Raw genomic sequence first — 15371 nt, 5'->3', positions numbered from 1 at the left:
ATTAGGAAAGTTAGCCCGGTACACATTGCCCAATGTTGTTATAGCCGCTGAAGGGAGTGACACAACGGCGGCTGAATAGTGTACTGCTGCCTGTTCCCCTTAATTATTCTTTTTCCAGTACCAGGTCTTTCAGCCTATAACTTGTAACGGTATTGGCTATTTTGTCAAATGCCTGGCGTGATTTGCCTTCCAACAAAGAATGTTTGTACCATTCCATCATGAAAATGGTGACCACGTTGCCATCCTGGCGGATAGTACATTTAAGGCCGGTATTAGGATCGATGTTGGAAAGATCGGCATTGAATTCCGCCGCATTTTTCACCTTGTAGCCCTTGGGTAAATGAACGATTACTTTTCGTTCGAAATAGCAGGGGTACATCAGGTTTACCGGTTCGCCGGCCGGTGGCAGTTTCTGTGTAGGCTGATATTGGTAAGCCAGCAGTGCGCCCGTTCTGAGCGTAAGAAGGCCGTTCATTTCCAGTGCAAATGATGGCATGAGATAGGTGCTGTTAAGTGTGAAAGGGGCGCTCATGCTCACCGGCGACCATTTCATATTTTGAGGTTCTACGCTAATGATGTTATTCCGTTCTGGCTTTAACAGGATGAAGGCGTTAAAACTTGTTTTAGGATCAACTTCCACATCTGCAATGACGGTTTTAACCTGTGCATCTGCAAAGCCCGAAAACTGTTGCACTGTGCGCAATCTGGCCGTGCCCGGCGTGTCTGTAAGCCATATTTCAGTTTCGTTGCGCATACCGCTGGAGGCGTAGTCGGGCAACGGTGTTTTCATGAAACTTACTTTTACTTTCGATACGTTGTCTATAAGTGTATCGCTGCATACCACGCTTTCTATATTGCTCCACATAGGCGGATAGTAGGGCGTTTGATAGGCTTTTTCGCCCGGTGCCATGGCCTGTTTGATATCGGGGAAATAAAGTAATACATTTTTGGCATCTCCGTAACGTGCAATATTGCTGTCCAGCGGTACCTGGTCGCGATCGGCAGTAATCATCAGCTGGCAGCGGATCTGCATCATGTAAAATACTGCGGCCATCAGTTTGGTGATACCCGCCCTGCTCGCATATTTGTTACGAAGAATGGAGGTAATGTCTGACAGTTGCGGAGTATCTACCGTTTCAAGTATCGTGTATTTATTTTTGATAAAATGTTCGATCTGGTAAACCAGTAGTGGCAGTGACTTTTGCTGTTTCAGAAAAGCCCAACTGTCAAGTTCTTTCTGCAATTTGGCAAACTCCGCTTTTTCGAGATAGAAGTATTTGTAGAACTGCTCGTCGCCAAATTGCTGCCAGGTATAATCCAACGTATCGTTCCGCCTGCGTTCTGTATTGGTTACAAACCGGTACAGTGAAAAGTCAATGCCCTTCAACAGCGGCGTGCGATAGTTGTAAGTATATACTTTTTTGGGTGCTACATAACCTGTGGAGGCCTCGTAACTGTCGTAAGTTGCGCCCGTTTTCTTTTTCGGCTCGGGATAATCATTACGGCTAACCGTTCTTATGGCATATTTTTTTGGATAGAGAATTTTGAAGTGCGATTCCAGCATGGGATAATCGCTCTGAAAGAATTCAGAGCCTGCGAAGTCTTTGGTAACAAATATTTTGGTTTCGTATTCTAACTCGCTGCCAGGCTCCATTGGGTCGATGGTAAGTATACCATTTGTTACGCCGTTGCCGCTTTTGACATAATCCATTTGTCCGGCCAGCTCGCTGATTTCGCCATTAGGCTTAATAATGCGGCCGCGCATATAGTTTATCGACTCATTTGGGCGAATCGTGATAATAATGTTCGTAAGGCTGTCCGATGCTTTTACGGTATTGATACGTATGTGCCGGTATTCGTAGCGGCTATAGGTTACGTTTGCCTCTTCTTCGTTAGGTGTAAGCACAAAGCTGCAAACCACGCTGTAGTTCAGGATGGTGAAGTCGTCGCTTAACAGGGAACTATCGGTGATAACGGTGGGTGCCACCTTGTCTTTCCAGGTGCCGGGCAAATACCGGTTAATCTGGGCCTGCAGGGTAATGGGCAGCGCAAGGCATATCAGGCAGGCAATGTTTAGGATAAGTTTCTTCATACGCGTCTCCAAAGCTGCGTCAAATTAAGGAAAAAAGGTCATTAAGCAGGACTGTTATCTGAAATAGACTGTATTTCGTCTGATTCGTAGATATGGGTGCCTTTTACCTGCTGCAGCGCAATTTTTCGCATGGCATCGGCAATCACCGCTGCTTCAATGCCCCTGTATTTTTTCAATTTACCCTGGAGCAGGAAAGTGGTCATGGCCATCAGTCCTTTCCCTATCTGTTCACCCAGGCGGAATTCCTGGCGTTCGCCGAGGATAAAAGACGGGCGGAAGATATGTGTGCTTTCGAATCCACTGCGTGCCACGCCCTGCTCTGTCTGACCTTTTATACGAAGGTAGAAATTACGGGCAGCGGCATTAGCGCCAATAGCCGAAATCAGCAGGAACTGTTTTACGCCATTACGTTTTGCCACTTCGGCACAACGAAGCGGTATATCAAGGTCTACTTCCATAAAGGCTTTCTTGCTGCCCGCTTTTTTAATAGTGGTACCTATGCAGCAAAAGAGAGCATCGCCGTGCAATGCTTCCTGCAGCGCGGCAGTATCTGCAAAAGACAATGTAATGTTTTGCAGCCTGGGATGTTCCAGCGGCATCGGCTTTCGGCCAACAGCTTTTACTACGGAAAACGCAGGATCGCTCAGAAGTGTGGTTACCAGGCAGCTGCCGGTGAGCCCGGTGGCGCCTATCACAATGGCTGTGTGTGACATAGTTTTGTTAATTATCTTTGTCTGGTTTACTAAAGATAGGATTTTTGAACGCGCCTTTATGACGATATCACAAAATGTTTCGCTGAAACCTTACAATACCTTCGGCATTGATGCCAAAGCACGCTATTTTACCAGTTTTGACTCCAAAGAGGCCCTTCGGGAAATACTGGAGAGTGAAGAATGGAAAGATGTACCCCGGATGATACTGGGCGGCGGCAGTAATATATTGCTCACAAAGGACTTTGACGGCCTGGTGCTGAAGAATGATATTAAAGGTATTCATGCCATAAAGGAAGACGATGAGCATGTGTATATACAGGCAGGAGCTGGTGAAAACTGGCACGGCTTTGTGCAGTACTGCATCCAGCACAACCTCGCCGGACTCGAAAATCTTTCACTTATTCCTGGCAACGTGGGTGCCAGTCCTATGCAGAACATAGGGGCTTATGGCGCAGAGATTAAGGATACGTTCTACGAGTTGTCGGCTTATCACATGAACGATCATGCGGTAGTGAACTTTAACAAGGACGCCTGCGATTTCGGGTATCGTGAAAGTGTGTTCAAGCGCCAGTACAAAGGCCAGTTCGCGATTATGTCGGTGGTGTACCGTCTCCATAAAAAACATCATTTTAATACCACTTACGGCGCCATTGAGCAGGAGTTGGCACACATGGGCATCACCCAGTTGTCTTTACAGTCCATCAGTCAGGCGGTGATCAATATCCGAAGTTCCAAACTGCCTAACCCGGCAGAGATTGGGAATGCAGGCAGTTTCTTTAAAAATCCGGAGATCAGCAGTGCGCAATACGAAACCTTAAAAGCCGCTTTTCCTGATGTTGTAGCTTATCCTTTGGCTGGCGGACATTACAAGCTGGCGGCAGGCTGGCTTATCGATCAGTGTGGACTGAAGGGATACCGTACAGGCGATGCCGGTGTACACGCCAAACAGGCGCTGGTATTGGTGAATTACGGCAATGCCACGGGATCTGAGATATACGATCTTTCTACTTACGTATTAAGCACGGTAAAAGCCAAGTTCGGCGTAGACCTGGAGCGGGAAGTGAATATTATTTAAGCCCGAGTTTATCAGCAATATTAGCCAGTATCCTGTCGGCATGTTCCCTCGAGTTTTCGATGAACCATACGTGTGTGTCCATACCACCGCAAACCACGCCGGCCAGGTAAATGTTACCCAGGTTGGTTTCCATGGTTTCGCTGCTATAGGTCGGGTATTTCTTAAGGTCAGCCGATAATTGCACTCCACATTTTTCAAGGAAAGCGAAGTTGGGCTGGTAGCCCGTCATAGCCAACACATAGTCGTTCGGGATAGTCACAACACCGCCTGGCGTGGTGATATCTACTTCTGTTTCACGGATAGCGGTGAGGGAAGAATGGAAGTATGCTGTAATCGAGCCTTCGCTGATACGGTTTTCAATATCCGGCTTTACCCAATATTTTACTCTTTTGCCGATTTCGCCTTCGCGGATGACCATGGTAACGTGTGCCCCTTTGCGATAGGTTTCCAGGGCCGCATCTACAGAGGAGTTGTTAGCGCCCACCACCAGTACGTGCTGCATGGCGTAGAAGTGAGGTTCTCTATAATAGTGTGTTACCTTCGGCAATTCTTCGCCGGGTACGTTTAACAGGTTTGGAATATCATAGAAGCCGGTGGCGATGATCACGAACTGTGCTTCGTAGGTGGCCTTCGAGGTGCTGACGATATAGTGGTCAGTCTTGGGCGTTACCTCTTGTACTTCTTCGAACAGGTTTACATTCAACTCTTTGGAAGTCGCCACGCGCCGGTAATACTCCATGGCTTCGGGGCGTGTAGGTTTAGGGTTGATGGATACGAAAGGTATGCCGCCGATTTCCAGTCTTTCAGAAGTGGAGAAAAACGTCATGTTAAGCGGGTAGTGGTACAGCGAGTTTACCAGGCAGCCCTTTTCAATCACCACGTAATCAATTCCCTCTTTTTGTGCTGCAAGTGCGCAGGCCAGTCCGATAGGCCCTCCGCCAACGATCAGTAACTGTACTTTTTTCATATTGTTATTTCTCCATTCTGTCTAACAAACTAAACATCAATTGGTTATTGAGCGCAATGTGCCCGTTGCCCGCTACTATCTCTTCCGCACGCTGAATATAAGTATCTTCCACCAGTTCTGACTGTCCGTGTTCCAGCATTTCTGCTACAGAAGCCTCTGTAGCTTCAAAGTGAAACTGGAGTCCCACCGTTTTATCGCCGTAAACGAAGGCCTGGTGGCGGCAGGCGGGTGTAGAAGCAAACAGTGCCGAATTTTCGGGCAGGTCAAATGTATCGCCATGCCAGTGGAAAACGGTAGCCGTAACAGGCATGAAATCGGCCAGTGGTGCTGTTTTTTCGAAGTGTACCGGAAACCAGCCTATTTCTTTTTGCTGATTGGGATATACTTTGGCGTCCAGTGCCGCTGCAACAAGCTGAGCGCCCAGGCAAATGCCCAGTACCCGTTTACCTTGTTGTATGGCATCACGTATATAGTTTTTTTCGGTTTCGAGCCAGGGGTATTTGTCCTGATCGTAAACTCCCATTGGGCCTCCCATTATAATAAGCCAGTCTGTTTCGGCCAATGGGGGAGGGGTATCGTTGGCATACCAGCGGGTTACGCTTACTTTATGACCTTTACGGCTTATCCAGTCTGCAATACAACCGAGCCCTTCGAAGGGAACGTGCTGAAAATAATGAATGTGCATTTAGTCTCCTTTATTTTGCGTTATCAAAGATACCAATCCTAAGGATGTTTACCTGCTAATAAAGTCGTACAATGGCTGTTAATTTAATCACAATTCATAGGTAAATAATCTTCACATAGGATTAAAATACTATCTTTGTAGGATATTTAGATTGCGCAGTTTATTGATGGTGGAGACCAGAGAGAGTCAAGCTAACTAGCCTTACAAAAACCTGAATTATTAATGCCGGTAAAATACAGCAATGCCGGTCCAATTGTTACAAATGTCAAAAGTTACCTTTAACAACAAGAATGCGGTTTTTTTTCAATCTCTGAAAGCGTCTGTTGATGCATATTTTGAGGAGACGAAGTTGAGAAGGACAGGCAACTGGAGGTTGTATCATAAAACGGCTATACTTATCCCTGCTGCTATTGCCATTTATGTGGTGGTGCTTACTGTTAGCATGCCAGCGATTGTGGGTATCGTGCTCTGCTCCATGCTGGGCCTTATACTGGCGAGCATCGGCTTTAATGTAATGCATGATGCCTTGCACGGCAGTTATTCTACAAAAAACTGGGTAAATGACACCCTGGGCCTCACCCTGAACGCCCTTGGTGGTAATTCCTTTATCTGGAAACATAAACACAACATCATTCACCATACGTACACTAACGTAGATGGTATAGATGATGATATCGCGAAAAGCCCGCTTATGCGTCATTGCCAAACGCAGCGCTGGGTGCCGGTACACCGCATACAGCACCTGTATGTACCTTTAATGTACGCTATCAGCTCTTTCGCCTGGACTTTCATCAACGACTTCCAGAAATACCTCGGCAAAAAAGTACACAATACACCACTTAAAACAATGTCGGCCCAGGACCATTTCCTTTTTTGGCTTAGCAAAATCTTATACGTGGCTTTTTATGTAGCGCTGCCAATCGTATTAGTAGGCTGGAAAGCCTGGCTTGTAGGATTTAGCGCTATGCACATTACCCTTGGGTTTACACTTGCCGTAGTGTTCCAGCTGGCGCATGTGGTGGAAGAAACAGAGTTTGAGGTGGCAGGTATTGCCGATACACAGATAGAGAGCGAGTGGGCAGTACACCAGATCAAAACGACTTCGAACTTTGCTCCCGACAATAAAATCATTTCCTGGTACGTAGGTGGTTTAAATTACCAGGTAGAACATCACCTGTTCCCCCGTATCAGCCATGTACACTATCCTGCGTTAAGTAAGATTGTAGCAGCCGAATGTAAAAAGCATAACCTTGACTACCATTGCATGCCAACGATGACAAGTGCGGTTGTATCCCACTTCAGGTTTTTAAAAGAATTAGGTAAAAAGCCCGCTTTCGCGTGAGTATAACATATATAAGCAAAAAGCCCGCTGCCATGCAGCGGGCTTTTTGCTTAATGCTTTTTCATAAGGGCAGCCGTTGCTCTCAGGCCTTCCTGGTAAGTAGTGGGTTTAAATTGGAAGGCATTCTCAAACTTCGAACTGTCAAACAGATAGTCGTAGTCGTACTGGTACATCATTTCCACCAATTCTCCCATTTCTGCTTTAAAAAGGCCCGCTAAACGCAGCATCCAGGTGGGTAATACCGAGAATTTAGTCTCTTTCCCATATATCTCGCAGGCGGCGCGTATAAATTCTTTGCCGGTAAGCGCATTTTTATCAGTGGGCAGGTGCCATACCTGGTTGTAGGCCGATGGTGTGTTGCCCAGGAGGGCTACTGCCCGGCAGGCATCCGGTGTATAAGTAAAAGAGTGACGGGTGTTTGAATCGCCCATCCATTGCGGCTTAGCACCTTTATTCAGGTTGTTGAGTACGAGTATATTAGGTATACTGTTTTCTGCGCCAGGTCCGTAGAAGTCGGCTGCCCTGGCTATTATAACAGGTAGTGCGCCACGTTGCATTTCGTCGTGCAGCGTTTGTGCGATCATCGTGCGTATCTTTCCTTTCTTACTTGCCGGCCTGTACGGCGTTTCCTCTGTCATCCATCCATCTACCTTACCGTACATGTACACATTATCAAAAAATACCAGTTTAGAACCGCTTATTTTACAGGCATTGATAACGTTTTGCACGATCAGTGGCCATAAGCGCTGCCATGTTTTATAGTGGTAACGGAGTCCTACAGTAAGATAAGTAACAGAAGATCCTTCCACTGCCTTTAAGGTTTGCTGATAGTCAGTGAGGTCGGCGGCAAACACTTCATCGGTGGCATTTACCTTTTGAGGCTTACGGCTAACCTGGCGAATTGCGGAGGTGTAGGGAACGAGTGCTTTCGACAGTTCCTTTCCTATTACCCCATTTGCGCCAAGTATTGTTTGCATCTTCTTATTTTCTATAAAGATAAGGGATGATGCTCTTTAAATGGTGGTTGTTTTTTCGGCCCATTGGAAAGGCTCGGGGAGGCTTGTTTGGCTGAATTCTATGTGCAGTACGCGGCGGTTCTTTTCATTTAGTGTGCGGCCAGAAGCGTGCAACAGCAAGGGCTTCATGATCATAATGCCTCCCTGTGGTACGGGGCAGCTTACCGCTGTTTCTTCCTGCCAGTTAATTGTTTCAGGCCGGTATATTCCTTTCTTGTGAGAACCTGGCACCACCTTTAGCGCGCCATTCTGGTCGTTTGTATCGTCGAGGTGTATACGAATTGTGAAGTTTTGTTCCAGTATGGAAAGAGGTGGTTGCACGGCATACTGATCCTGTTTCACCGTCCAGGGGCCGTAGCCTTCTACGTCCGTTTTTTCTTTTACGGAGATGGTGAGGTCCTGGTGCCAGGCTACAAACCAGTTGGATTTACCGGGTTTATCAAAGTAAATTGACTTCACCACAAAGTATCTCCCGCCAAAAACCTCCTTTATCAGCGTTTTAAGGCGATAATTAAAGATGATGGGAGATAGGGAAGGTATTTCCTTCAGTGCCTGTCTGATGGCGAATAAATCGTCTGTCTGGCGAAAAGTGGAGCGGGAGCTGTCTGCCTGATGGATGGCAGTTAACATTTCTTTTACTTCTTCCGCGGTGTATATATCGTTTACTATCGTGAATCCCTGTTCCCGTATTTGTTGTTCCATGACTAGCTATCTGTTCACCACCGGATAAATATCATCATCCAGCATAGAAATTTCATTCAGTATATTATCGGGTAGTTTCCTGGTGGTTTTTGCTTCCAGGTTTTGGATCAGTTGAAATTTACCGATGATGGTATCGCCTTTGCGCGTGCCATCACGCAGCCTGTCCATCGCATCTTTATAAGCCCTGCTGGCATCCCCCAGACTTTTACCCACCTTTTGCATTTCTTCGGTAAACATCACGAACTTATCATACAGTAAGCCACATTGGCGGAAAATCTCTTCCACGTTCTTTACCCTGTTTTCTTTTTGCCACAGCAGTTTTACAACTTTCATAGTAGCCACAAGAGTAGTGGGGGTGATGATCACGATTTTACGTGCGAGGGCCCTGTTGAATATATCAGGGCTTTCGTTCATGGCGAGCGTGAGGGCCGATTCAAAGTGCATGAACATAAACACGAAATCTGGTGTTTGCAGTCCTGCCAGTGCCTGGTAGTTTTTGTTAGCGAGTATATCAATGTGGTCGGTGATATTACGGACCAGTTGTTTCAGCGATTCCTTTTTCTGCCCGGGATCGGAGGCGTTGAAATATTCTACATAAGCGTTAAGCGATACCTTGCTGTCAATCACCAGGTGTTTGCCATCTGGTAATCGCAGGATACAGTCCGGACGGCGGTTCTGGCCTTCTTCCTCGTCGCGGTAAGTGCCCTGGTTGGTAAAGTCGATGTAGTTCTGCAGGCCTTCCGATTCAAGAATCAGTTTCAGCCTGTCTTCGCCCCAGTTGCCCTGTACCTTTACATCGCTTCGTAAGGCACCCGCCAGGCGTTGTGCATCTTCGCTCAACCGGATGTTTAATTTTTGCAGGCCTTCAATTTCTTTCTTCAGCGAAGTAAGGTCCTGTATATCTTCTTTACGTGTATCTTCTATCGTTTTCTTAAAATTGTTAATATCCGTTTTAAGAGGATTAAGCAGTGCGTCCAGCGTTACTTTATTGGCATCAGACAAATCTTTCCCTTTCTCCTTTACGATCTCTTCGGCCAGCAGTTTAAACTGTTCTTTAGAATTGACAAGAATGGCGTCCAGCTCCTTTTTTGCATTATCCAGTTTGTCTTCGAGATGCTCGTTTACTTTTTGCAGGGCAGTTTTTTCAGTACTCAGGTCCAGTATGTGATTGTCTTTATTAAAGATCACATTTTTAAGATCATTGAGTTCATGATCCTTTTCGCGCAGGTTATTTTGGAGGCTGATGTGGAGTTCACGTAATACATAACGTTCTTCTACCTGCTCGCGGGTAAGGCCCCGGGCCATTTCGAGGCGTAGCTGGTCGGCTTCGGTTTTGGGCACATAATGCCTTAATAAAAGGTTGCGGAGGATAAGATAGCCTGCAAAGCTACCGGCTATCAGCCCGGCCACCAGGGTAAGAATGAGGGTCACGTTCATATGGTTACGTGGTGTTTAACGAGTGTTATAAGCAATTTCAAAGTTAACCAATGCGATGATAGTGCAACGCACATTCTATGCACATTATTGTAAATGTGCCGTAACAAAAACGCCCCTGCGGTGCAGAGGCGTTAATATATTGTAAGGCGTTTGTGCGTTTACATGAAGTGGTAACGTACGAAAGCCTCGATAGCGGCGTATTTCTGTAATCCCAGGCGATCATAGAGATCAGCCGTGTTGGCGTTACGGTCTTCGGCTCTCTGCCAGAACTCGCGAAGGTCGGTACCCTGGAAAGGCACTACGTCTTTCTGGCTCTGGTGGATGAAGATGCCGAGGCGTTTCTGCACGATCTGGTCGGGACTCATTGGTACCGCCATTTCGATTTCGTGGATATCCCACTCCTGCCATGCGCCTTTGTACAGCCATACCCAGCAATCTTTAGCCCAATCTTCATCTTTAAGGATATCAAGAGCGGCGAAGATCACGTCCAGGCAAACCTTGTGCGTACCATGCGGATCGGCGAGGTCGCCTGCACAATAGATCTGCTGTGGTTTCAGTTTACGGAGCAGAGCAACGGTCAGTTCCACATCTTCAGGCCCCATGGGTTTCTTTTCTACCAGGCCAGTTTCGTAGAACGGCAGGTTCATGAAATGCGCGTTTTCTTCCTTGATACCTACGTAACGGCAGGTAGCCTTGGCTTCGCAACGGCGGATCAGGCCTTTAATAGCGCGGATCTCCGGGGTATCTTTCTGACTTGTTTTCTTAGTTCTGATGAACGCTTTTGCTTCTTCCAGGATCTCACTGCTCTTTTTGTTGCTGATATCGAACATGCCTTCGAAACCTACGGCGAAGTCGATAAAGCGAAGCACAAACTCGTCGGTTACGGCAATGTTACCGGAAGTCTGGTAAGCTACATGTACATCGTGCCCCTGCTCGTGTAAACGGATAAAAGTACCGCCCATGGAGATGATATCATCATCTGGGTGAGGAGAGAAGATAAGGGCACGTTTTTTAGCAGGCTCTGAGCGCTCGGGGTGATTAGGCAGCTGTGCGCCTGGTTTACCGCCGGGCCAGCCCGTTATGGTATCGCGGATGGCGTTAAATTCTTTGATGTTCAGTTCGTAAGCCGAACCATATTGTACTACCAGGTCGTTCAAACCATTCTCATTGTAATCCTTATCGGTAAGCATGAGGATAGCTTTGTTCAGCTTCATCGCCAGGCCGGTAACGGCTTTGCGGATAAGGGCGGGCGTCCATTCGCAATCACCGGTAAGCCACGGCTCCTTGTTGCGGGTAAGGTCGTGGGCAGCCTGTTCGTCCACGACAAACTTCACATTTCTGTGTTGTTGTAACAGGGAAGCGGGCACCTGGTCGGTGCTATGACCTTCTACCGACCTGCGAACGATCTTGGATTTGTGAGAACCCCATGCCATCAGGATCACACGTTTGGCTCTCATAATGGTGCTAATGCCCATGGTAATGGCCAAACGAGGTACCTGGCTCATATTCGGGAACTCGTAAGCGTTAGCGATACGGGTGCCATTGTCCAGGGTAATAAGGCGGGTGTGGGAGTTAATGCTGGAACCCGGCTCGTTAAAGCCGATGTGCCCGTTGTTACCGATTCCCAGGATCTGGATGTCCAAACCGCCGGCCGCTTCGATTTTGCGCTCGTATTCTTCGCAATAGGCCTTCATCTTCTCCTTCGGCAGTGTGCCGTCCGGAACGTGGTAGTTGCCTTCTGGTATATCAATATGATTAAACAATTGCTCCTTCATGAAACGGTTGTAGCTCTGTAAGGCATCCGGCTCAATCGGGTAATACTCGTCCAGGTTAAACGTAACAACGTTTTTAAAGCTAAGTCCCTCTTCTTTATGCAGGCGTACCAGCTCTGCATACAAATACTTAGGTGTAGAGCCTGTGGCCAGTCCCAGCACGCAGGGTTCTTTAGCGGCCGCTTTCTGGCGGATCAATTCCGCGATTTCGGCGGCAACGGCTTTGGAACCCTCTTTTGCGGAGGGATGAATGTCCACGACAATCTGTTCAAAACTGTCTATCAGTTCAATTTCCTGGTGATTGATGGTCATGACGTATTGTTTTTTGATATGCGTTTGAAAAAACGAGCCGGAAAATTAAAGAAAATCCCGCGATTCTCTGAGTAATTTCGGAATTATTTAATGTACAACGATATACTTAGAAAATAATAAAGGAAAAACGGCAATGTTTGAACGGATTTCTGTGCCCTGCTAAAACTTGTTATGGTGTTTTGCAATCCAAGTGTATTTATTCTCCGTTTATTAAAGTACCTCCGCTCAGAAACATGCATGTAAACTGATTGCCGGTCCGGAAAGCCGGCAACTACAGGAGAAAAGGTAAGCAACAGCGCATCAAATATCCGGATTGCTTCGTTGTCGCTACATATCATCTTAATTAATCTATTTTAAATTTATTGATCCAATGAAAAAGTTGTTATTCGCTGCAACAGCGATCTGTATGCTGCTTGCCCTAAACGTAAATTCTGCAAATGCTGCTGTTAATAATGTAACTAATGAAACCAAGCTGGCCGACTTCAAAAAGAGCGCCACTGGTACCTGGGAAGGCAAAATGGACGGTAAAACCTATTGGTATAAACTGGACAAAAGCGCCAAACTTTGGTGGAGCACCGACGGTAAAAAATGGGCTGCGGTAGAAAGCGGCATGTGGGCCGATAAAGACGGCAAATGGCTGAAAATTGGCGATGGTAAACTGTGGTGGAGTGCCGACGAAGGTAAAAAATGGAGCGAAGCACCTGAGTGGAAATGGGAAGGCCCACAAGGCGAGTGGTACAAATTCGACGCTAAATGGAACCTGTGGGTAAATAAAATGTAATGATGGGGACTGTGCGAGTCATAGTCAAATGTTAGAATGCAGGCCGGCAAGCATACCCGGCTTAATGAAAAGTGGGTAAGAATAAAGGGCGGCATTTGAATGCCGCCCTTTTGTATGTTAGTCTATTACGATTTCGTCTACAAACAGCCAGGAGGGATTACCCGCGCCCTGCGCACCATTCGGAATGTTACCGAAGTGTTTCGCGAATACTTTCACGTAACGGGCTTTTACGCCGTTAACAGCCAGTCTTACTTTATTAATACCATTGGAAGGGAAAGAACTGGTTTTGGCTACTTCTTTCCAGATTTTACCGTCGTTAGACACATAAAACACGATTTCCTTAGGTTGATATATCCACTGGTCGTTGTACTTAAGGATGCTCAATCCGAATTTACTGATATCTGTGCTGTCGCCCATGTCTACCGTAGCTTCAAAGTCGCCCTGGAAGGCCGACCACTGGTTATCGTTAAACTTCTCTACGCCCTGGATACCATTCACCAGGGAGAAGGGACTGCCTGGATTGTATTTCTCATGTGGCGCTTTTTTCAGCGTAACGGTTTTGCCGGTAGCCTTATTAAAGGAGAAAGTTTGTTCAAACTCATCGCCGAACGGTTTGCCATCCTGCAATACCACGCCGCGGAAAGTACCACTTTTAGTAATGGCTACCGGAGTTGTGTAAGCAGTGGAATTAACGGAAGGCGCGCTGCTGTCAAGGGTGTACACGATTTTGCTACCATCCAGTTCGCTGCTCAGTTTTACCTGCATATTGCCTTTTTCATCGTTTTCTACCACACCTGTTACCATGAAAATGTGTTTGGCGTAGTTTACTTTTTTGATGTCGAGGCGTTTCAGGTGTACTTTTAACCTTTCGAGGAAGTTGTCGTAGTTTTTCAATTCAGGTTTGGTCCACACTACTTCGGCCAATGCCACTGCGCGTGGATACACCATGTATTCTACGTGTTCGGGAGTTTTAATGTACTCTGTCCACAGGTTGGCCTGTGCGCCAATAATGTGTTTGGCTTTTGACGGGTCCAGCAGCGAGGCATCGGGTACAGGCTCAAAGCTGTAAACCCTGCTTACTGGTAAAAATCCGCCTATGGCTACTGGTTCATTTTTTCCTTTAGACTGATAATAATCGAAGTATACATGGCTGCCTGGGGTCATCACCACATCGTGACCTTGTTGTGCCGCGGCAATACCACCTTCGGTACCTCTCCAGCTCATCACGGTAGCATCGGGCGCTAAACCGCCTTCCAGGATCTCGTCCCAGCCAATAATGCGACGGCCTTTGCTGTTGATGTATTTTTCCATGCGCTGGATAAAGTAGCTCTGTAACGCATGTTCGTCTTTCAAATGCTCGTCCTTAATACGCTTCTGGCATTTCGGGCATTTCTCCCAACGCACTTTCGGGCTTTCATCGCCGCCTATGTGAATGTAGTTGCTCGGGAACAGTGGCAATATCTCATCTATCACATCCTGTAAAAAGAAGAAAACGGAATCGTTGCCTGCGCAAAATACATCGTCGTAAACACCCCAACGGGTGCCTGTTTCGTACGGGCCACCGGTGCATCCAAAGCTGGGAAATGCAGTAAGCGCCGCCAGTGCGTGGCCGGGCATCTCTATTTCAGGAAGGACCGTTACAAAACGTTCTGCCGCATATTTCACTACATCTTTCACTTCTTCCTGGGTGTAATAACCACCGTAAGGTTTGCCATCATACTTGTTGTCGTTATAATGGCCGGCCATGGTTTCCTTACGTTTGGAAGCCACTTCCTGTAGGCGGGGATACTTCTTAATTTCTATACGCCAGCCCTGGTCATCCGTAAGGTGCCAGTGAAACGTATTCATTTTATGCATCGCCAGCAGATCGATATACTTTTTAATGAAATCTACCGGGAAGAAGTGGCGACCCACATCCAGGTGCAGGCCACGGTAAGAAAAACGCGGTTGGTCTGCGATATCTACACCAGGTACCAATAGTGCGTTGCCTTTTTCCACCGGCAATAGCTGAATAAGAGTCTGGATGCCGTAAAAGGTACCCGCGCCGCTGTTGCCGTTAATGGTCACCAGGTCATTTTTAACGGAAAGACGATATCCTTCTTTGGCGGTGGTATCGTTGCCGGTTTTCAGTACGATGGCGTTTTTATCACCATTGTCAGCAACCGTCAGTTCGTACCCGGTCAGTTCTTTCAGGTATGCATTAAACAAAGCTGCGGATTGTTTGTCTTCCGCAGTGGCGGCAACAATCGTGGTTTGTTTATCAATCAGGAACGAATCTGCATTCTCCTTTACTTCTGCCGGAAGCGGGATAAGGGCATGTATAGTGCCTTTGGGCGACTGTTTGCCGGTATTGCTACAGGCGGCCGCACCCATGGTAACAGCGATCATCAATAAACGTAGAAAAGAGTTTAGTCTCATAGTGTATTGCAATATTTGGTTATTGTCAGTAATGGTCTGTATTAATTTTCCAGGAACAT

General features: G+C 46.9%; 12 protein-coding genes. 3 read left to right on the top strand and 9 right to left on the bottom strand.

Features of this window, described 5'->3' with window-relative positions; translation table 11 throughout:
* Nucleotides 1-103 precede the first annotated feature (103 nt).
* The gene (locus tag QZT80_RS12930) at nucleotides 104-2092 is read right to left on the bottom strand and encodes a DUF3857 domain-containing protein (RefSeq protein ID WP_295122394.1); all 1989 of its coding nucleotides are present in this window, start codon (nucleotides 2090-2092) and stop codon (nucleotides 104-106) included.
* A gap of 41 nt (nucleotides 2093-2133) precedes the next feature.
* Nucleotides 2134-2805 (bottom strand): oxidoreductase, encoded by a 672-nt coding sequence (locus tag QZT80_RS12925; RefSeq protein ID WP_295122391.1) that lies wholly within the window; start codon nucleotides 2803-2805, stop codon nucleotides 2134-2136.
* A 58-nt stretch (nucleotides 2806-2863) separates the two neighbouring features.
* On the opposite strand from QZT80_RS12925, the gene murB reads away from it, so the two are divergent.
* The gene (gene murB / locus QZT80_RS12920) at nucleotides 2864-3880 is read left to right on the top strand and encodes a UDP-N-acetylmuramate dehydrogenase (protein ID WP_295122389.1); all 1017 of its coding nucleotides are present in this window, start codon (nucleotides 2864-2866) and stop codon (nucleotides 3878-3880) included.
* On the opposite strand, the gene QZT80_RS12915 is transcribed toward murB, so the two are convergent.
* Entirely contained in the window at nucleotides 3873-4847 is a 975-nt protein-coding gene (locus QZT80_RS12915; protein WP_295122387.1) for a YpdA family putative bacillithiol disulfide reductase, read from the bottom strand. The genes murB and QZT80_RS12915 overlap by 8 nt on opposite strands.
* 4 nt (nucleotides 4848-4851) lie before the next feature.
* Complete coding sequence (locus tag QZT80_RS12910) at nucleotides 4852-5532, bottom strand: amidotransferase (RefSeq protein WP_295122385.1); 681 nt, start codon at nucleotides 5530-5532, stop codon at nucleotides 4852-4854.
* A 262-nt stretch (nucleotides 5533-5794) separates the two neighbouring features.
* On the opposite strand from QZT80_RS12910, the gene QZT80_RS12905 reads away from it, so the two are divergent.
* Complete coding sequence (locus QZT80_RS12905) at nucleotides 5795-6874, top strand: acyl-CoA desaturase (protein ID WP_295122383.1); 1080 nt, start codon at nucleotides 5795-5797, stop codon at nucleotides 6872-6874.
* Between the two features lie 50 nt (nucleotides 6875-6924).
* Here the strand turns inward: QZT80_RS12905 and QZT80_RS12900 are convergent, their stop codons facing one another.
* The 4 genes from QZT80_RS12900 to nagB all read right to left on the bottom strand — a co-directional run bounded on the left by QZT80_RS12900 (nucleotide 6925) and on the right by nagB (nucleotide 12131).
* A complete protein-coding gene (locus tag QZT80_RS12900; RefSeq protein WP_295122381.1) occupies nucleotides 6925-7851 on the bottom strand; it encodes an NAD-dependent epimerase/dehydratase family protein in 927 nt (308 codons plus the stop codon).
* A gap of 36 nt (nucleotides 7852-7887) precedes the next feature.
* Nucleotides 7888-8592, bottom strand: a complete 705-nt coding sequence (locus QZT80_RS12895; protein ID WP_295122379.1) for a phytanoyl-CoA dioxygenase family protein — start codon at nucleotides 8590-8592, stop codon at nucleotides 7888-7890.
* A 6-nt stretch (nucleotides 8593-8598) separates the two neighbouring features.
* The gene (rmuC, locus tag QZT80_RS12890) at nucleotides 8599-10029 is read right to left on the bottom strand and encodes a DNA recombination protein RmuC (RefSeq protein WP_295122378.1); all 1431 of its coding nucleotides are present in this window, start codon (nucleotides 10027-10029) and stop codon (nucleotides 8599-8601) included.
* 158 nt (nucleotides 10030-10187) lie between these two features.
* Nucleotides 10188-12131 carry a glucosamine-6-phosphate deaminase gene (nagB, locus tag QZT80_RS12885; protein ID WP_295122584.1) on the bottom strand — a complete coding sequence of 648 codons (1944 nt, stop codon included), beginning with the start codon at nucleotides 12129-12131 and terminating at the stop codon, nucleotides 10188-10190.
* Between the two features lie 352 nt (nucleotides 12132-12483).
* On the opposite strand from nagB, the gene QZT80_RS12880 reads away from it, so the two are divergent.
* The gene (locus tag QZT80_RS12880; protein ID WP_295122376.1) at nucleotides 12484-12894 is read left to right on the top strand and encodes a hypothetical protein; all 411 of its coding nucleotides are present in this window, start codon (nucleotides 12484-12486) and stop codon (nucleotides 12892-12894) included.
* A gap of 117 nt (nucleotides 12895-13011) precedes the next feature.
* On the opposite strand, the gene QZT80_RS12875 is transcribed toward QZT80_RS12880, so the two are convergent.
* Nucleotides 13012-15312 (bottom strand): family 20 glycosylhydrolase, encoded by a 2301-nt coding sequence (locus QZT80_RS12875; RefSeq protein ID WP_295122374.1) that lies wholly within the window; start codon nucleotides 15310-15312, stop codon nucleotides 13012-13014.
* Nucleotides 15313-15371 lie beyond the last annotated feature (59 nt).

The sequence above is a fragment of the uncultured Chitinophaga sp. genome, assembly GCF_902168175.1.
Taxonomy (GTDB): Bacteria; Bacteroidota; Bacteroidia; order Chitinophagales; family Chitinophagaceae; genus Chitinophaga.
This window is presented reverse-complemented; position numbering and strand designations above follow the sequence as displayed.